At 42.3% G+C, this 18,530-nt stretch carries 17 protein-coding genes; 16 read left to right on the top strand and 1 reads right to left on the bottom strand.

Features of this window, described 5'->3' with window-relative positions; genetic code table 11:
* Window positions 1-7 precede the first annotated feature (7 nt).
* The 5 genes from MHN81_RS26565 to MHN81_RS26545 all read left to right on the top strand — a co-directional run bounded on the left by MHN81_RS26565 (window position 8) and on the right by MHN81_RS26545 (window position 4,119).
* Entirely contained in the window at window positions 8-1,564 is a 1,557-nt protein-coding gene (locus MHN81_RS26565) for a hypothetical protein (protein ID WP_239427202.1), read from the top strand.
* A gap of 303 nt (window positions 1,565-1,867) precedes the next feature.
* Window positions 1,868-2,314, top strand: a complete 447-nt coding sequence (locus MHN81_RS26560; protein WP_239427201.1) for a hypothetical protein — start codon at window positions 1,868-1,870, stop codon at window positions 2,312-2,314.
* 103 nt (window positions 2,315-2,417) lie between these two features.
* Entirely contained in the window at window positions 2,418-2,762 is a 345-nt protein-coding gene (locus MHN81_RS26555) for a hypothetical protein (RefSeq protein WP_239427200.1), read from the top strand.
* Window positions 2,763-2,772: 10 nt separating this feature from the next.
* Window positions 2,773-3,303, top strand: coding sequence for a macro domain-containing protein (locus MHN81_RS26550; protein ID WP_239427199.1), 531 nt, complete (start codon window positions 2,773-2,775; stop codon window positions 3,301-3,303).
* A gap of 132 nt (window positions 3,304-3,435) precedes the next feature.
* Window positions 3,436-4,119: an alkylmercury lyase family protein gene (locus MHN81_RS26545; protein WP_239427198.1), complete on the top strand. Its 684-nt coding sequence runs from the start codon at window positions 3,436-3,438 to the stop codon at window positions 4,117-4,119.
* 71 nt (window positions 4,120-4,190) lie between these two features.
* Here MHN81_RS26545 and MHN81_RS26540 read toward each other — a convergent pair whose 3' ends face one another.
* Window positions 4,191-5,393 carry an endonuclease/exonuclease/phosphatase family protein gene (locus tag MHN81_RS26540; RefSeq protein WP_239427197.1) on the bottom strand — a complete coding sequence of 401 codons (1,203 nt, stop codon included), beginning with the start codon at window positions 5,391-5,393 and terminating at the stop codon, window positions 4,191-4,193.
* A 238-nt stretch (window positions 5,394-5,631) separates the two neighbouring features.
* On the opposite strand from MHN81_RS26540, the gene MHN81_RS26535 reads away from it, so the two are divergent.
* The 11 genes from MHN81_RS26535 to MHN81_RS26485 all read left to right on the top strand — a co-directional run bounded on the left by MHN81_RS26535 (window position 5,632) and on the right by MHN81_RS26485 (window position 18,248).
* The gene (locus tag MHN81_RS26535) at window positions 5,632-6,189 is read left to right on the top strand and encodes a GNAT family protein (RefSeq protein ID WP_239427196.1); all 558 of its coding nucleotides are present in this window, start codon (window positions 5,632-5,634) and stop codon (window positions 6,187-6,189) included.
* Window positions 6,190-6,268: 79 nt separating this feature from the next.
* Window positions 6,269-6,676 (top strand): VOC family protein, encoded by a 408-nt coding sequence (locus MHN81_RS26530; RefSeq protein WP_023401000.1) that lies wholly within the window; start codon window positions 6,269-6,271, stop codon window positions 6,674-6,676.
* A gap of 286 nt (window positions 6,677-6,962) precedes the next feature.
* Entirely contained in the window at window positions 6,963-7,247 is a 285-nt protein-coding gene (locus MHN81_RS26525; RefSeq protein WP_239427195.1) for a hypothetical protein, read from the top strand.
* 68 nt (window positions 7,248-7,315) lie between these two features.
* On the top strand, window positions 7,316-7,912 hold the full coding sequence (locus MHN81_RS26520) for a hypothetical protein (RefSeq protein ID WP_239427194.1): 597 nt from the start codon (window positions 7,316-7,318) through the stop codon (window positions 7,910-7,912).
* Entirely contained in the window at window positions 7,912-9,027 is a 1,116-nt protein-coding gene (locus MHN81_RS26515) for an HlyD family efflux transporter periplasmic adaptor subunit (protein ID WP_239427193.1), read from the top strand. The genes MHN81_RS26520 and MHN81_RS26515 overlap by 1 nt, the downstream gene beginning before the upstream one ends.
* A 7-nt stretch (window positions 9,028-9,034) precedes the next feature.
* Window positions 9,035-12,142, top strand: a complete 3,108-nt coding sequence (locus tag MHN81_RS26510; RefSeq protein ID WP_239427192.1) for an efflux RND transporter permease subunit — start codon at window positions 9,035-9,037, stop codon at window positions 12,140-12,142.
* Window positions 12,143-12,220: 78 nt separating this feature from the next.
* The gene (locus tag MHN81_RS26505) at window positions 12,221-12,595 is read left to right on the top strand and encodes a hypothetical protein (protein WP_239427191.1); all 375 of its coding nucleotides are present in this window, start codon (window positions 12,221-12,223) and stop codon (window positions 12,593-12,595) included.
* 314 nt (window positions 12,596-12,909) lie between these two features.
* Window positions 12,910-14,877, top strand: a complete 1,968-nt coding sequence (locus MHN81_RS26500; RefSeq protein WP_239427190.1) for a pyridoxal-dependent decarboxylase — start codon at window positions 12,910-12,912, stop codon at window positions 14,875-14,877.
* Window positions 14,878-15,048: 171 nt separating this feature from the next.
* Window positions 15,049-16,314 (top strand): hypothetical protein, encoded by a 1,266-nt coding sequence (locus MHN81_RS26495; protein ID WP_239427189.1) that lies wholly within the window; start codon window positions 15,049-15,051, stop codon window positions 16,312-16,314.
* 204 nt (window positions 16,315-16,518) lie between these two features.
* Window positions 16,519-17,169 (top strand): hypothetical protein, encoded by a 651-nt coding sequence (locus tag MHN81_RS26490; protein ID WP_239427188.1) that lies wholly within the window; start codon window positions 16,519-16,521, stop codon window positions 17,167-17,169.
* A gap of 110 nt (window positions 17,170-17,279) precedes the next feature.
* Entirely contained in the window at window positions 17,280-18,248 is a 969-nt protein-coding gene (locus MHN81_RS26485; RefSeq protein WP_239427187.1) for a hypothetical protein, read from the top strand.
* Window positions 18,249-18,530 lie beyond the last annotated feature (282 nt).

Here is an 18,530-nt window from a genome sequence, read left to right as displayed (position 1 = left end):
TCATGCTATGTGTTTACTTTCTTCGAATAAGTCGCTCAAAAAATTAGCCGCCTCTCAGTATATTGCCAGTGGTTTATTGGCTTTTTATAGTCAGTATTCTATTGCTGATGAAATCGCCAGCAAGGCAATTGAGAAAGCTATTTCGGCATATGGCGCTGAGGCATTGATTACAATGCCGCAGTTAAACATAAAAGAACAGCAGTTGCGCTATACCAAGGGTCAATCAGGTCACGCAGGGGAGGGCGCACATGGCATTGCGCTGCATAAGTACAATCAGCAACTAAACATCGACTTTGTTAAAAAGAACAAGGTATTTAGGCGAAGCGATCAGAACTTACTTGGTAACTATGGTTATCATACTCTGATCACCCTAGATAGGCGTTTTATCGAAGGTAAAGGCGCATACATTGATCACTGTTTGCAAACCTTTCAGCCGAGCGAACGAATACGTTGGAATTCGGTTGGACTGGACATGGAGCAAGGTGTCGATACGCTGATTGTCAAACAGATTGCAATGCTTAAAAAACATGTCAGCAGCGAGGGGGTGGCGTATATACATGGTCAGGCCCATGATGTTCTCAAGTATCAACAGGGTAATGAACTGTACACTGTGTTCATCAATACTGATTCGGGGTTGGTATCCAGAGTGGTCCGTAAAACAGGTGAACAGCCAACACGGTATGACTTTTTAGCACATACAAAAAATCGAATTGGTATTGCATGGGCGACTGAGGTTATGGTGAGTCGTGAACAGCATCCAATTGCGCATGTCACCGAGCGAAGCTTAACAATGGAGCAGCCCCTTTTTTCAGCTGAATTAATACCTGCCAACTACAAACGCCGACAGCCTGCGACATTCTTAGATTTTGAGCAACCCAGTGTTAATCAACTTGCAGACGACGTCTTTTTAGTTGGACAGGGCTGGAGCTTCACGCTATTTGTAGATATTGGCAAGTCATACGTATCAATGGGGGCGTGGCAAATGCCCGGAGATAAATTTACGTGGCGAAAACGCTTAGAAAAACTACATCAATTTACCGCAGAGCAAAAGCCAGTTTCACATTTTGTTGTCACTCACCACCATGACGACCACTTAATGGGGCTTTCAGAAGTGGTAGAGCATGGTGCAAAGCTATTGATGCTTCCCCAGCATGTCGATGCAGTAAAGGCGAGCCTGAGTATACCGATTGACTCCAGTAAGTTGACCTTGGTGCGAGATGCGTTAAAGGTCGCCAACGACAAGATACAGGTGTTTGATGTGCCAAGTAGCCATGCGGATCATAATTTGGTGGTATACCTGCCTGAGCAGGAGATTCTTTTTGCTGAAGATATGTTTGGCAGCAGCTTGGCACAGGGCTTTCACTCTCCCAATAGCTGGCCGAGTCGCGATGTATATTATCGCACCGAGACCTTAAACAAAAAGCTTCAATCGGCGGGGGTAGATGTGGCTCAATATGTATCGTCACATCATGGTCGGGTGCTATCAAAAAATGAATTCAATCAAGCTTTGACGTTAACTTGCCCAAGCGATGACGTTTTAAAACAACGACTATTCGGTAGTTAAGCGCCGCTTCGATATTTTTGTTAAAAGTGTATAAAGAGCCTTTACAAATGTTTGCCAAGATACATTTATCGCAGCGAACAAGTGAAAGGCTTTATATTGGCGTGTTTTCCTTCTTCGGCTGCTATTTGACAGGCGTTTCATTTGTTAAATAACAACCGAAGAGTTATTTTCTGAATAAAAGAACAGTTTGCTGGTTATATTTTCAATTGGTATGTTTATGACTTCCTAATCTTCTTTTAATTTCATGGTGTTGAAATATAATAAGCCCAACAATAACTAAAGCAAAAAATACTCGGAGAGCACGTGAAATACGTTTTTTCAATTCTGTTATTACTATCTCTAATCGGCTGTGACATGTCTGATGAAGTATCTTCACTGGATACGGTAGATGACGTGGAAAAGGTTTGGGTTTTTGCCCAATTTAATGTACCTCAAGAGAATGATGAAATTGAGTCGTACTATTACTATGGCGAAATATCCAAGCGGCTTTACACATCTATTTCTGGCAACAAAATTGAGTCGGGCTTCATTTTGATGTCACAGGTAAAGTATTGGGGAAATGATGACCTGATCCATGATTACAAAAATGTCGAAAGCTCAGGTGAGATAGTGTTTCGTATAGAAGATATTGCAACGCTCAATTTATTGAATATGGCACCTACCGTAGGCAAAGGGTATGAGCAATTTGACAACGAGGAGCAGACTAACCAGATAAGTGAACCGGCCCAAACAGAAATATCTAACCCTTAATTAAGGTGATTTTATGGCAGGTTTCTCGGTTAAGTTCATCATCAACTTGAGGAACCTACCGGTATTTTAAGTGAGTGGGTTAACAGTGTAAAAAAGGGAACCAATGAAAGTAGTTGTAGTTGAAGCGCATACTTCAGATTTTCCAGCGCCTTTTTATTTAAAACAAGGTGAACAAGTTACTATCGGGAAAAAGGACGAGGAGTTTCCTAACTGGGTGTTCATTACAACACCGTCGGGTGAGCAGGGGTGGGCACCTGTTCAGTATATTGATAGATCTCAAAAAGGCTCATTGGGCACTTTACTTCAAGACTACGATAACTGTGAATTTAATACTACAGTTGGTGAAAGGTTAACAGTACTTTTTGAACTTAACGCATGGTACCGTGTTGTAAGAAAAAATCAGTCGGTTGGCTGGGTTCCTGCCCATACGGTCAAAGTTACCCGTTAAGTTTAGATTGATGTCGAAGTGCGAGGTTGGGCGTTTGAAACTAGACAGCAATATAGAATTAATCATAGGAGATATCACTTCCTCTGAAGCTGATGCCATTGTCAATGCAGCTAATCCCAAAATGTTGGGTGGTGGCGGAGTTGATGGCGCAATTCACAGGGCCGCAGGCACTGGATTGCTTGATGCATGCCGAAAAGTGAAAGCAGTCAATGGTATTCGATGTCCGTTTGGTGAAGCTCGGATCACCAGTGCGGGAAATTTAAGGTCAAAATATGTGATCCACACAGCGGGACCCATATACAGAAACGAACAAAACCCGGCCAGTGTCCTCGAGTCTGCTTATCGCAGTGCATGTGAGTTGGCGATAAAAAATGATTGCCAATCGGTAGCTTTTCCTGCGATATCTTGTGGCGCATATGGTTACCCCTATGAAGAAGCTGCACAAATAGCAATTGATACCTGCCGCCAATATCCACAACTGAAAGTAGCATTTTATCTGGTTGATAAAGCGCTGGCGGACGTATTTCGAAGTATCATCTAAACCCAGAGATATGCGTTTTCATGAGCCATCGAGTAGGAAAGCTGGACATTGTTTTATACTTGGATTAGAAGTTTTTGCACCGGCTTTTAAGATGTGTTTGATGATAGGTTATTCACTAATTATGAGGGAGTGATGAATTTAAATTCCGCAAGTTTGCATTACTACATCATGAAGCACTTTGTTGAGTTTTCGACAGCACCACAGATAGAGAAGCTGTCCACTGTTTTTGGTGTTGCAAGGCAGGATGTGATTGATGCACTCAAAATGCTACAAGATGATCATGGTGTTGTATTGCATCCAGTGTCCAGTGAGGTATGGGTAATGCACCCTTTTTCAGCCGCGCCAACTAATTTTTGGATTCAATCTGGTCAACATGGCTGGTGGGGAAATTGTGCTTGGTGTTCATTGGGGGCCGCGGCACTGTTAGATCGCGACTTGACAATCACCACGACTTTGGGCAGTGAATCAAAGCAAGTGAACATCGAAATTAAAGATGGGAACATTAACAATGATAACTTATATATTCATTTTCCAATCCCAATGGAAAAAGCGTGGGACAATGTGATTTACACATGTAGCACTATGCTCATGTTTGAATCAAAATCCGATATCGAACAGTGGTGTGCGCGCCACGGATTGGTACAAGGTGATGTGCAGCCGATAAGTCATATCTGGGAGTTTTCCAAAGTGTGGTATGGTAATCACCTCAACCCTGATTGGGTAAAATGGTCAGTTGCTCAAGCGGCGGAGATATTTGAGCGGTTTAATCTTGCTGGCCCAATTTGGCATTTGCCTGTAGGCCCACAACGGTTTTAACTATTGTCGTTATAGGACAATAGAGAATACATGCAGCTGATTGGATTTTACCAATCAGCTGTTTGCAAAGTCTACTTTGAACAGATTGATGATAAAGCGATATCAACCCAAACTAATCGGTGGTCTGATGAAGCTGCTCTATCGGCAACAAGCTCAATGCCTTGTTCATCTTTTGCGGGCCAGAAAACCCCGCTATTGACCACTGCTAAATTGCTCGACGGCAACACATAATCAGCCCTCATTCCCCAGTGCGCAGTGTGTGTGGCTGCATTTGGATTTTGCGGTTTATTCAGTTGTCCGCCTCTAGATTCGGGGGCTGCATAATTGTTGACTCTCTGGTGTGTCAGCAATTGTCTTATGGCGTTTGGATGAGCGTCTCCATCTACATCACTGGCATTTAAGTCGCCCAAAATAACAAACGACTGATTGCTAATACCGCCGGTTATACCTGCGTCGTCATATATGTAGCTATTCCCTGAGTCAGAAATATAGTCTTTCCAAAGCCTAAGCTCATCGTGATTTCTTTTTCCATTTCTATCTTCCGGACCATCGAACACAGGCGGAGTAGGGTGGCTTGCTAACACGTTGAGTTGTTGATCGCATACTTTGACGGGGATATCCCAATGCGATTTAGAGGAAAGCCTCATGATGTCACTTTCTGACTTGGCGTACCAATGACTGCCGTCTTGGTTTGTAGGCATTAAGTTGTCAGGCATATCTTTCCATAAAAACTTTTGAAAAGTACGCACTTGGTTTGAGTTTATCGGATACTTTGACAGCACTACCATGCCGTATTGACCCGGATATTTCCCAAAACCATAGTGCGTTAATTTACTGTCTTTTCCAGTCAGCGGTGTTTTGACCCCCGTATTAACTGGCGCAAGGTATACGTATGGGTAGGTTATTGGCTCAAAACCATTTTGAGCGACTTCTAAATATTGCTGCTTAAACAAGTTAATACCAAGCTCGGCGTCGGCAATATAGTCGAACTCATTTAACAATATAATGTCAGGGCGAGTTTGTTGAATGATTTGTGCGATGTTGTTGATTTGTTGCACTTCACCACTTTTCAGAGCGTTAGTCAGCACATTTCCTGATGTATCTAGCTTGTCTTCAATCTGGTAATTGGTTGCTTCCATACTCACATTGAATGTTGCGACTCTAATGGTCTTCTGCTCGTCGGGCTGTATATTGCCCGGTTGGCTTGATGTTTGTTGACAGCCTGTACCCAGCAGGGTCGCTGTCAAAATAATAGATAATAGTGATGGTTTCATTACTAACCTAGTGAAATATGTTATTGCCCATAGTCTACAGCTTTGTGAATAAAAGAGGGTTTAAAAGTATGTTAATTATTTGATTTGATAAATTGTTCAGAATATTAGTGTAACTACTTCACAATTGCCCTTTGGCTTGTTAGTTTCTTTATGGGGACATAGGGTTTAATGGTCGATTTTGATTAAAACTTGGTTCCTTTTTTATGTGTTTTTGGTGCTATCAACAAGGAGAAAAATTGTGGTTAAACTCGAGGTAAGTTGTGGGTTAAGTGTTAAGTTACTTGATATTTCAGATGCGCAAACGCTGTTTTCTTTAGTCGAGGCAAATAGGTCTTACCTAAAAGAGTGGCTTCCTTGGCTCGATTTAACTAATTCTCACCTAGATTCAGAAGCATTTATACAATCAACACATCAACAGTATCATGATGGCCTCGGTATTATGGGCGGAATATATAGTAATAATTCGCTAGTAGGAATGTGTGGCTATCATCCGATTGATAAAATCAACCGCTGTGCCAATATCGGGTATTGGATAGCAGAAAAATCCCAAGGACAAGGCATAGCGACGAGGTGTGTTGCTTACCTTGTGGATTATGCTTTTACTGAATTGCAATTGGAGCAAGTCTCTTTGTCAATTGCGGAGCATAATTATAAAAGTCAGGCGATTGCGACACGCTTAGGGTTGGGCCGCAAAGATATCAAACGAGATGCAGAGTATTTGTACGACCATTTTGTGAACCATATTTGCTATTCAGTGAGCCGTACCAATTGGCTGGAGCGCAAGGTAATCGATTAAAAAAACGAGCAAATGGGATAAGTTTTTCTGTGTAAAGTAATTTAAGGTTACACTTGGCTTTTTAATATTGGACACTGTTATGTCAAAAATTACACAGCAGCAAATTGGCAACGTGGCCCTCGTTGTTGATAACTACGATGATGCTATTGATTTTTATACGCAAAAACTACAATTTACGCTGGTAGAAGATACAGACTTAGGGGGAGGGAAGCGCTGGGTGCAAATATCGCCTCCTAACTCGAATGGCACTAATTTACTCTTAGCCCAAGCAAGCTCTGATGAGCAAAAGTTGGCGGTGGGCAATCAAAGTGGCGGGCGTGTTTTTTTGTTTTTACACACCAACGACTTTTGGCGTGATTATGAGTTGATGAAAACAAATGGTGTTTTATTTAATGAAGAGCCGCGTGTGGAAGAGTACGGTACCGTGGTTGTTTTCCAAGATTTATACGGAAATAAATGGGATTTATTGCAATTGAATCAAAGCTAAATTTACGCAATAAAGATGAAGATGTAATGGCTATTCTGGTTACCAATAGGCCCGCATAGCCAATATCGCTGTCTATTTATAAAGGTGGGCTTAAGGGAGTATATCAGCCATTAAATAAATAGGTGCATTCACATTCAAGCTAAAAATCCGTTATTTATAAATTGAGCTTTAGCAAATTCAATGCTAGCATCAAAAAGAATTTAAACTTATCGTTCAACTAATGCGTAAACTTACTCTCATATTTATCATGTTTTGCGTTCTGAGTACTCAGGTATTCGGAAGCGTTGTGCATGAAGGAGAGCATAAGTCATTAGGAGATGAGCATAGTCTACTCCATGAAATTGGCCAACCACACAGTCATGAGCATGAAGACGACGGTGAATTTACCCTATCATTCACAAAAGAAGCTGTAGAGCACATTAACCAAGATCTGGAATGCTGTGTTACCGCTATTGTTGAAGTTTCTCAAACTACAGAACCTGAAATTAAACCAACTGGCCCGATTGCCTCGTTAGATGCCAATTGGTCTCCCCCTTTTATAAAACATACAACACCGCCCCCTAAGGTTTAATCCAAAATTACATTGTTACGGTCAGTGCATATTAGCTCTGGCTGGTTTTGTCGTTTATTGGATTTATTATGTTTTTAAAAATATTTTTGCTGCAAAATTGGCAGCGGACAGCGTATAGATTGCTATTTGCTGTGTTTTCATCGCTATTTTTTCTATCTGGTGCTTATGCTTCACCGGGAGCCCACGGTCCAAATGGAGAGCACTTGGATACCACAAAGCAAGTTTCGGTTTCCAACAAACCTAAGTTTGAAAGTTTCACCGAAACGTTTGAGCTTGCTGGAGAACTATCTGAGAACCAGCTGCTCATTTACCTTCATGATTTTAAATCAAATGCACCAATATCGGGGGCGTCGATAGAAATAGAACTTGGCGACCTAAGCGCCAGCGCCACGTATTCTGCGCAAATGAAAGCCTACACCCTAAGCAACGAGGCAATCGTCGCTTTACTGAATCAGCGCGGAACACATGAAATAGTGCTGACAATCATGACAGAAGATCTTGGTGATCTTTTGGTTGCATACCTTGCAAACGAAGCGCCTCAATTGGTGAAAGAAAATCACAACACAGCTCATCACCATGAAACGCCTTGGTGGGGTATTGCTATTGGGTTAATGGTGTTTGTCATCGGTTTTTGGATTGGTCGTCAATTTAAGGAGCGTAAATAATGAAACTAAAACACGCTTTATTGTGCGTATTTTTCTTGCAAGCTGGACATGTAATGGCTTCACCCGGTGCCCATGGCCCTAATGGCGAACACCTAGATCAGAAAGCTAATCGCGCAGAAGGTGGGCTTGGCCGACAATCAGATGGTTCAGTCATTATGCCAATGAAACATCAGGCTCTGCTCAATATTAGAACCCACTTTGCAACAGAATCTATGGCGGCCAAACACGTTCGTTTAGATGCGATTGTAAAGCCTCACCCAGCTGGTTATGCCAAAATTCAATCTAGCCGTGATGGTCGTTTGGATGCACCAGAAGCGGGGGTTTTGCCAAGTGGCAGCAAAGTAGTCGCAGGTGATGTGTTGGGGCTCATTCGATATCAAGATACCGATTACGAGCTTGCCAGCCAAACTAGTGAGTTAATCGCGATTCGAAATCGCATAGAGCAAACCAAGCGTGACGTGAGCCGTTTAAAGAAACTGGGTGAGCTGGCATCTAAACAAGCTTTAGAGCAACTTGAAACCGAGTTATTGAGCTTAAAGCAACAGGCACAAGCATTGCAAAAAGGCCTCGAAAAACCTGAAGTGTTAATTTCACCTGTTTCAGGCGTCTTGATCAACCACGCAGTCTCTCGCGGGCAATGGGTGGAAGCGGGACAAACTCTGTTTGAAGTAATCTCACCTGAGCAGCTCATTGTTGAGGCGAGCACTAATGACAGTCATCTACCTGCGAAGTTAACAACCGCTAAGGCAATAACGCAGCCATCACTTAACTTTAATTATATTGGTCACACCCCTCTGCGTGTAAACGGGCTGATCCATGTTAACTTTGAACTTGAAAAAACTATTGAAGCTCCGGCGCTGTTGGTTAACCAACGAATTACGATTCAAGCTCCTATAAATGAGCAACAGCGCGGCATAGTGTTACCTGCTGATGCCATTGTTCGCAGTCAAAACAACTTGCCTCAAGTGTGGATCAAACTCTCGGCTGAACGGTTTTTGCCTCAACTGGTTAAATATGAAAATTTGCAGCCGGGTTTTGTGTTGGTAACTCAAGGATTAGGTGCAGACAACCGGGTAGTGGTAACCGGTGCGTCGCTACTTAACCAAGTGAGGTGAGCCAATCATGTTTAATGTCTTAGTGAGAACTAGCTTAAAGCACCGACTGGTGGTTTTGCTTATCGCTTTTGTGATGATGGCTTATGGGGTCATACAAGGGCAAAAGCTGCCTGTCGATGTCTTTCCCAACCTGAACAAACCGGTTGTTACCGTGTTGACTGAAGCTGGAGGAATGGCACCTGAAGAAGTTGAGCAACTGGTTACATTCCCTTTGGAAAACTTACTCAATGGTGTCACAGGGGTTACGCGTATTCGCTCTACTTCAGGGATCGGGTTATCCATCATTTATGTCGAATTTGAGTGGGATACGGATATCTATCGAAATAGGCAATTGGTCTCGGAACGACTGGATTTGGCATCGGAACAACTTCCTAACGGGATCAATTCAGTTATGGGGCCCGTATCGTCTATCATGGGAGAAGTGATGTTAATTGCTTTACCCATTAACGATCCCGGCAGTATAAACGCAATGGCGGCGCGAGAATATGCTGATTTCGTATTGCGGCCAAGACTATTGTCGATCCCCGGTATTTCTCAAGTCATCCCCATTGGAGGGCAAGTTCGTCAGCTTAGAGTTGCACCAGACACCGTGAGAATGCGCCAATTTAATATCGATGTAGATACCCTCCAAGGTGCACTGGAAGACTTTGCTGCGAATTTTGGCGGCGGTTTTATCGACTTGAATAATCAGGAGTACTTGATCCGACATCAAGGGCGCACTCTCGATGAAAGTCACCTACAAAACCTGGCAGTTGGGTGGCAAGCAGGGCGTCCAATTGTGCTTTCACAAGTGGCAACGGTCAGTTACGTGGAAGCCGAAAAGCGAGGGGATGGCGGCTTCAATGGCAAACCCGCCGTGATCGTCAATATTCAAAAGCAACCTAGTGCTGATACTGTGCAGCTGACAACACAAATTGAATCAGCACTTGCGGAGCTAAACTCAGGATTACCTGCTGGTTTGGCTGCGCCACAAGTACTCTTTAGGCAAGCGGACTTTATCCAATCCTCAATTGATAACGTCACCGAAGCCCTGCGAGATGGTGCCATTATGGTGACCATCATCTTGTTTCTATTTTTACTCTCGGTAAAAACCACGGCCATATCGCTGCTTGCTATCCCATTGTCGTTGGCTTTAACAGTCCTTGTATTTCAGTGGATGGGGCAAAGCATTAATGTGATGACTTTGGGAGGGCTTGCGATTGCAATTGGTGAACTGGTGGATGACTCTGTTGTGGATGTGGAGAATATTCTCAGGCGTTTAAAGTTAAATGCACAATCACAAGAACCAAAGCCTATTTTTAATGTGGTTTGGCAAGCGAGTGTTGAGGTGCGTTCGGGTATTGTATATGCAACCGCGATAGTGATTTTGGTATTTCTTCCTCTATTTGCCCTACCGGGCATAGAGGGGCGGTTATTCTCCCCGCTTGGTTTAGCGTATATCGTTGCGATTCTCGGGTCATTACTGGTGTCAATGACAGTTACGCCAGTACTTTGCTACTACTTGCTGCCAAAATCCAAAGTGATCCATCAAGGAGATAGCTGGTTAGTGACGCAGCTGAAATATATGCAAAGCTTATGGATAGAGTGGGCAATACCTAAGTCAACCCAGTTCATTGCCATAGCAGGTTTAGTCGCGGTGATCTCAGCTGCCAGTATTACTCAGTTTCCACGCGCTTTTTTACCTAAATTTAATGAAGGGTCATTGGTGCTTGGTGTTATTTTTGAACCGGGTACTTCGCTCGAAGAATCAAACAAGATGGGACATTTGGCAGAGTCTATTTTGTTATCAGTACCCGAAGTTACACAAGTAGGTAGGCGTACAGGTCGGGCTGAGTTAGATGAGCATGCGGAAGGTGTACATTCTTCGGAAATTGATGTCGATCTTATTTCATCTGCGCGTAGCCGCGAAGAAGTACTGGCAGAAATTCGTGAGAAATTATCTGTATTGCCAGGGCAAGTTGCAATAGGTCAACCGATCTCGCACCGACTCGATCATTTACTATCAGGTGTTAGGGCACAACTGGCGATAAAGCTTTTTGGCGATGATTTAGAAGCTTTGCGAATTAGTGCGCAGGCTTTAAGCAAGAAGCTAGAATCAATCCCCGGCTTAGTGGACATTAATATTGAAAAACAAGTATTAATTCCTCAGCTTAGTGTGCGTATAAAGTATGAAGAATTGGCAAAGTATGGACTGACACCCGGGGCAGCACTGCGTCAGCTAAGTGTTTTAACCGAAGGCACGCACGTTACAGACGTGATTGATGGGGTAAAACGTTTTGCTTTGGTATTGCGCTTAGATGATACAGGTCGAACACCACAAGCGCTTGCGAACACTCTAATTGACTCGCCTGCGGGAGCCATTCCCATATCCTATATTGCTGATATTCAATTGCTTGATGGGCCCAACCAAGTGCTTAGAGAAAATGGCCGTCGTCGCCTTGTGCTCTACGCTAATAGTGAAAACGTGGATGTAAAAGCGCTAATGGTTGCTATACGTGAAGTTGTCGAAAATCATGCATTACCAGATGATAGTTTTGCGAGTTTAGAAGGGCAATTTTTGGCCCAAGAACAAGCAATGCGGCTGCTCATCGGTCTGTCAGCGTTGTCGTTTGTGCTGATTTTTTTAGTCTTGTATTTACGTTATCAGTCTTGGGCTTTTGCAGCCATTATCATGTGTAGTCTGCCTATGGCATTAATTGGTGCAGTAACAGCCATGTGGCTTACCTCTACGTCACTGTCGGTTGCGTCTGTGGTGGGCTTTATAACACTGACTGGCATTGCGGCACGTAATGGTATTTTAAAAATAAGCCATTACCTTAATTTAATTCGGTTTGAAGGAGAGTCATTTGATAAGGCACTGATTGTAAGAGGAGCAAAAGAACGTTTGTCTCCTGTCTTAATGACTTCCATGGTCACGGCATTTGCTCTAATTCCACTGTTGTGGGCGGCGGATCAACCGGGGAAGGAAATACTTCACCCAGTAGCCATTGTGATTTTTTCTGGGCTGATAAGCTCGACCTTGTTGGATACTTTACTGACCCCTTTGCTGTATTGGAAGTTTGGTAAAAAACCCACAAAAGCGTGGCTTAGAAAAAATTCAAACGAGTTGGTTTAAACAGGTTTGTGCAGCAACACCTATATAACCACCAAGTTTGCTGCTTTTAATTATTAATAAAACTATGAGAACTAAAATATGAAAACATCAATCATAATCGTTATTTTGCTTGCATTAAAAACCCTTGTTTTTGCACCATCGGTCAGCGCACACGGGAGTACTCAGCCACTTCACGGGGGCGTAGTTAAAGTAGAGCATGAAATGGTCTTTGAACTAGTCCGTGAGGAAGCGGGCACATGTCTGTACTTGCGCGATCACGGTAAGCCTTACCCTACAGCTAAGGTAACCGGATCGGTAACAGTGCTTGCTGGTGGCAAAAAATCTGACGCCACATTAACTTCAGCTGGAGACAATAAGTTGACAGCGGCGGTAAGTATTCCTGATGGGGCTAAAGTTCTGGTAAAAGTAAAAGAAGCTGGGCACCATTCTGTGACGGTGCGTTTTACTTTTTAAGTAAATAGGATTGGAATACCTAGAAGCTTCTTCTAGGTATTCCAAAACCATGTGGTGCACTAAAAACGGTTTTTTGTTTAAAACTTGTTCTACCTCAAATTAACTATCAATAAACACCACTTCTGTAACTTTCTGATTAATAACACAGTCTACGAAACGTATTCTATATGGGGCCACATTTTGTATCGCCGTTGAACTGGCGACTGGGTTTTTGGCAACGCATAGTGTAACAGCGTATTGGAGTGGCGGCGCAAAGGTAGTCAGACAGCTTCGGTATGCTGAGTTATTTTTTATCTAGATTTGAGTAAATTAATATGGATATACGCCTTTTCTCTCCTTATTTCCTTGGTTCTTATGGTGAAAATAATCATGAATTTGAGGATATTTTTTTAGAATTTTTCCGTGATCATGTTTATTGGCGGCGAAGCTTTCACCCAGAAGATTTGCCGCCGGTTTCTATTCTTGAAAAGCAATCTTCTCACTACCTTGAAACCATGGCTAAAACTAAACAGGAGCTGCATAAACTCAGTGCCGATCTAAAACAGTCAGTGCCATTTTCAAACCCTCGTTATATCGGTCATATGGCATCTGATGTTTTGTTACCAGGTATGTTGGGGCAATTTATCACAGCCTTATATAACCCAAACAATGTAACCGAAGAAGCCGCGCCCGTTACAGTTAAAATGGAGCTTGAAGTTGGTAATAACCTAGCAGCCATGTTTGGCTATAATTTAGACCATCGCAATGGCCCGGTTGCATGGGGACATCTGACCTCGGGTGGCACTGTGGCCAATTATCAGAGCCTTTGGATGTTTCGCTCTGTTAAGTATTATCCGCTTGCCGTAAAACGCTGTGGCGAGCTGGCTGATATTGACTTTGTTGATGGAAAAGGTCGCTCATTGCATCATATGTCAACATGGGATTTGATGAACCTCTCAATAGATGAAGTGATACAAGTACGCGTTAACTGTTTGAACCAACTCAAAGCGATGGGGGATGACAAGTACGATGAACTGATCCAACTACTGAGAGAGCAGCGCATTGAACATCAAGGACATATCGACTTCTTTGAGCAGCATAAAGAGTTAAAACAACCTGTTGTGTTAGTTCCTGCTACAGCCCATTACTCTTGGGTAAAAGCAATGAAAATTCTAGGGTTCGGCAGTAAAAATTTATGGCATGTACCAACTGACGATAAAATGCGACTTGATCCTGAAGCGCTGAGATTACTGTTACTCAAAGCAAAGTCTGAAAATCGAACGGTATTAGCAGTAATAGGTGTCTTGGGAACAACAGAATTCGGCACAGTAGATCCGATTTCCGATATTGTTACCTTACGTGAGCAGATGATCCGTGATGAGTCGCTTAATTATTACATTCATATAGACGCTGCATGGGGTGGGTATTTATCCTCTGTTTTTAAAAATGAAGACAACAATCTGCGTTCACATGATGAAGTAAAAGCCGGATTTGAACATTTTCCATCAGTCAAAGTGTACGATGCTTTTGCGGCACTCAAAGATACAGATTCAATTACCGTTGATCCACATAAGCTAGGTTATATGCCTTATGGTAGTGGTGCATTTATTGCCAGAAATAAGAATATGTGTGGATTTGTTGTGCAAGAGGCCGCTTATGTATTTGATAAAAAGAACCGCTTTGTTGAGCCTGAGCCAAAGCTAAACCAGCTTGGACAGTACATAATGGAAGGCTCTAAACCAGGAGCGGCCGCAGCTGCGAGTTATGTCGCGCAAAACGTTTTGCCATTAAATGCTGAGCAGTTTGGCAAATTACCCGCCAGCACAATTCGGACTACCGAATTGTTTTACCATAAAATATCTACATTGAGTGATAAGCTAAAGGGCAAGGCAACGCTCATCACACCGATGGAGCCTGACACGAATCTGATTTGTTTGGCGATAAACCCAGCTGGAAATGCCAGTACTCGGGTTCTAAATGATTTTACCCGTAAGGTATTCGAGCATATAAAAATTGAGAAAACGACTCCCTTGTTTAACAAGGAGTTTATTGGTTCATATACCTCTATTTTCAGGAAAAATATCGATGACTCAGTTGCACAAAGTTTGTGTAGTAAATTGGGGTTAGACTCAGGCTCTTTTGTAACTGATATTGAAAAGGCTGAATATCAAGACAACGCGTTGTTTGTATTGCGTCATACACTAATGAATCCTTGGTTGTCAGATGATAAAAATGGTGAAACCTATTTAGATATGTATCTAAATTATCTGGAGGAAACAATTGTAAGTTTGATTGAGCAGTAAATAAGAATGGCCTTTGTCGGACTGTGGTCTTTTACCCAAACAAGGGCACAGCCCTAAAAAATGTGCGTTTGACACGCTTATATGGGGGTTATCTGTTTTTCGCTCTTGGTATTTCAAGAGTGTATAAATTGATTGGTGTACCCAGTTTTATATTTTTCATAAGGAGAAAAAATGAAAAAAATATGTTTTGGAATATTACTTTTAATTTTGTCTGGTGATGCTTTTGCAAAAAACATAGCGTACTTGTGCGCTGATCCAGACTTCAAAAAAGGGCATGAGTACAGAGAAGTTGCCTTAAGAAAACTGATTGCTGATAGAAGTGTTGATGCGATACAAATTTGCTGGGCGCAAATAGGTCTAACAGAACCGCTTTGGATCAATCGACCCCTAGAGATCATGGGGGTAGGTGAAAACACACGCATATATGCCAAAACTAAATTTGCAGATAATGCGGCGATGATTAAATTCACACACAATGCCGGTGGCAGCAAAGTTTACAATATGCTTATTGATGGTAGGTCGCGCGCTGCGAAAGGAATTGAAGCCATTGGCTTAAATGGTTTTACGGTGGAGAGGGCCTCTATTCGAAACTTCTTAGGCACAAATTTTAAAAACGGATCTGTTGGGCATTACACGGAGATTTACCCAGCACGTGCGATCCAAATCAAAAATAGCGGGAATATTGATATTCTATTCAATACCATAGAAAACATTGGAGGATATGATACAAGCGCTGATAAGTATTTCAATGGCACGAGTTTGGTTGGAAAAATTCATTTGGCACATAGAGGGATTGTGATTTACGGTTCTTTCATAGGATCAGTCAATGTAACTGGCAATACCATTAATAATGTATTTGGTTATTTAGATGCTGATGCGATTCATTTACAGGATATACATTGCAACACGGCTTGTTATCCCGGCGTTGTGAGCAACAATACGATTAACAACTTTGGAAAAAGAGCCATAAAAATCCAAACAGGAAATACTACCGTTAATCGTAACAAGATTACTTCGAGTGGGTTGAGTGACTCTGTAAACAATAAAACAATTGGTACAACTGGGGCAGCGATATCTTCATATTGTCTTATTTACCCTTGCGAAGGGAATGTTATTTCTAACAATACCATTGATTTGCAAAGAGCCTTTAGAGGGATACAGGCGAGAGGTCCTCATTTTATAGGCAATAATCAAGTAACGATCCGCAGTAGCCACAAAACTGGTAGAGGTCACCCGACCTACGAGTTTTCGATGCAGCTATATGGTGGCATGACGCATTTTGCATCTAACCGTATTGTTGGAAGTGCAAAGAATCCGCACTTCGGTACGACGAACTACGCCGATGGTTATTGTGTGAAAAGTGTACCGCTAACCGACATCGGGGATATTAAATACGACTGTGATGCTCGCTTACCTGCTTCGGTAATTATTAGGTAGTTACTCATACCGCTCATTGTGAGCCTCTTTGGGGCTCACACCTGTGGAGTATCATTTTCAAATTTATCTGTGCTCCATGTTTATTAATAGGCGCAACAAGCATTTTTTTACGATAGCCTTAAGGGCATACTACTAGACTTATCCATTCACTTTTGATTAAATTTCCGGCTTGGTTATGCGTTGGTTGTGATTGCGGAGAAAGCTGTGCATCTATTCATATTGCTTATATTAATTGCGAGTATCTATTTATACATTGTCTATCTAAATAGGTCTAACAAGCCAACCGATGATAGAAGTGTTACTGAACTTTTTAGCATCGAACCAGGTAGTGTTGATGTCGTGAATATCGATAAAGTATTTATTACAGATCCTCAAGCTGAGTACATTTATCACGCAGAAATTGATACCAATGCTGTTAATCGAGATGGGATTGGTGAGTTGTACAAGGCGCGTTATTTCGCCCAAGTCAGTGTGAGTTTTGAAGACGACTTTCGAGAGGTTGCTTTGCACAGGCTGGAATACAACCAAGAAAATGAGTTCTACGCAGAAGATGAATCTGTGTTAAAAAGTTTCTACCCATTGAGCCCAAGCGCATTGATTGAACAAGCGGCTAGTTCTGGGCCTTGGTTGTTATATGTTGATGATGATTGGTTTATTGAGCTACATATCAATTTGGACGTAAATAACGTTTACTTTATATATACTGAAATTAATGGTGAACGATGCACGTCAATCAAAGTGTGGGCTGAAGGGGACTTTTTAACGATTGGCGATATGCACAGCAAGCTAAATCAGCTGATCCGTAAATACGAAGATATGCCATACCAGCATTTCAAAGGTGCAGTGCGTGTGTAAAGTTCAACCTACAAATTAGCGTGTTCACCCGCCTCTAAATTCATTTTTATTGCTCAAATAATATTCGTTTAGGCCGATAACCTATGCGCATGGATGGGCTTGGAGGAGCTATGAAAATTGAAAATGCACAAATCGAAATGGCCAATAAACATGAAAGTCGGCTTCATGTTGTTGAAAAGCGGACAGATATATCTCAGCCTGTAGAGGCACGAGCACAAATGGCAGAAGAGAAAGTTCAGTTGTATCAAACTGAGGCTGAGAAAGCGGATATTGATATAAACAGTGATGCCAAGATGTATATCCTTAAGTTGTTGGTTCAAAAGTTAACTGGCGAAGAGGTCGATTGGTATGACGATACTATTGGAAAAGATATTGCTGATTCAGAAGCGAATATAAACGGCGTAGAAAATGTAGCAGAGCAGACCGAGCAGCCAACCCACGTTATTGTTGAGCGCTTAACTCATGAACAGCAATCTAATAGCTTTAAAGCTGGCGGGCAAATCCAACTTGAAAGCGGTGAACAGATCACCTTTGCATTTAAGTCTGTTTTCGCGCAATCACACACTAGTTATCAACGCACAATTGAAGACGTTAATATGAAAGACCCGCTAATTATCAGTTTTACAAACAAGGCAGTAGAACTTGATAAAGAGCATATGAACTTTGATATTGACGCTGACGGGAAAGCGGACAGTGTGGCCCATTTAAAAAAAGGCTATGGATTTTTGGCGCTTGATTTAAATGACAACAATAAAATCGACGATGGTAAAGAGCTGTTTGGTGCTTTGAGCGGTAACGGTTTTGCCGACCTAGCGAAGTATGACGAGGATGGTAACGGGTTTATTGATGAAAATGACGCAGTATTTGAAAGCTTAAAAGTTTGGGTGAAAAACAAAAGTGAAGATAAGCTTGTGTCTTTGTCTGAGGCGAATATTGGGGCGATTGCACTGCAAAATGTCGACACGCCACTCAATATCAGAGAGGAAGGCGAGTTAAAAGGTGTCATTCGCAAGTCAGGCTTTTATCTGGATGAGCAGGGTAAGCCAAAGTTAGTACAGCAGATAGACTACGTTGTTTAATGTTTAAGTGTTTTTTTGGGGAACCACGACTAGGTATACAAGTATTGAAGACAGGGTGCAACCTTAAGCGTTAATACGTCACCCTGAACCTAAACCCGTCACCCTGAACTTGTTTCAGGGTCCACAACATTCATCACAAAACATGGATTGCAGGGCAAGCCCACAATGACGGATAGGCAGGGGTGTGTATAGTTAGTTTGAACTTAAACTCGCCACCCTGAGCTTAAACTCGTGATCCTGAATCCAAACCCGTAGCCCTGAACCTAAACTCGTCACCCTGAA

The sequence above is a fragment of the Pseudoalteromonas sp. Of7M-16 genome, from assembly GCF_022347805.1.
In the GTDB taxonomy this organism is placed as follows: domain Bacteria; phylum Pseudomonadota; class Gammaproteobacteria; order Enterobacterales; family Alteromonadaceae; genus Pseudoalteromonas; species Pseudoalteromonas luteoviolacea_F.
This window is presented reverse-complemented; position numbering and strand designations above follow the sequence as displayed.

Coding starts and splice junctions, on each gene's coding strand:
- MHN81_RS26565 (WP_239427202.1), top strand. CDS start 8: ATGTGTTTACTTTCTTCGAATAAGTCGCTCAAAAAATTAGCCGCCTCT.
- MHN81_RS26555 (WP_239427200.1), top strand. CDS start 2,418: ATGAAAGTAGTTGTAGTTGAAGCGCATACTTCAGATTTTCCAGCGCCT.
- MHN81_RS26550 (WP_239427199.1), top strand. CDS start 2,773: ATGTCGAAGTGCGAGGTTGGGCGTTTGAAACTAGACAGCAATATAGAA.
- MHN81_RS26545 (WP_239427198.1), top strand. CDS start 3,436: ATGAATTTAAATTCCGCAAGTTTGCATTACTACATCATGAAGCACTTT.
- MHN81_RS26540 (WP_239427197.1), bottom strand. CDS start 5,393: ATGAAACCATCACTATTATCTATTATTTTGACAGCGACCCTGCTGGGT.
- MHN81_RS26530 (WP_023401000.1), top strand. CDS start 6,269: ATGTCAAAAATTACACAGCAGCAAATTGGCAACGTGGCCCTCGTTGTT.
- MHN81_RS26520 (WP_239427194.1), top strand. CDS start 7,316: ATGTTTTTAAAAATATTTTTGCTGCAAAATTGGCAGCGGACAGCGTAT.
- MHN81_RS26515 (WP_239427193.1), top strand. CDS start 7,912: ATGAAACTAAAACACGCTTTATTGTGCGTATTTTTCTTGCAAGCTGGA.
- MHN81_RS26510 (WP_239427192.1), top strand. CDS start 9,035: ATGTTTAATGTCTTAGTGAGAACTAGCTTAAAGCACCGACTGGTGGTT.
- MHN81_RS26505 (WP_239427191.1), top strand. CDS start 12,221: ATGAAAACATCAATCATAATCGTTATTTTGCTTGCATTAAAAACCCTT.
- MHN81_RS26500 (WP_239427190.1), top strand. CDS start 12,910: ATGGATATACGCCTTTTCTCTCCTTATTTCCTTGGTTCTTATGGTGAA.
- MHN81_RS26495 (WP_239427189.1), top strand. CDS start 15,049: ATGAAAAAAATATGTTTTGGAATATTACTTTTAATTTTGTCTGGTGAT.
- MHN81_RS26485 (WP_239427187.1), top strand. CDS start 17,280: ATGAAAATTGAAAATGCACAAATCGAAATGGCCAATAAACATGAAAGT.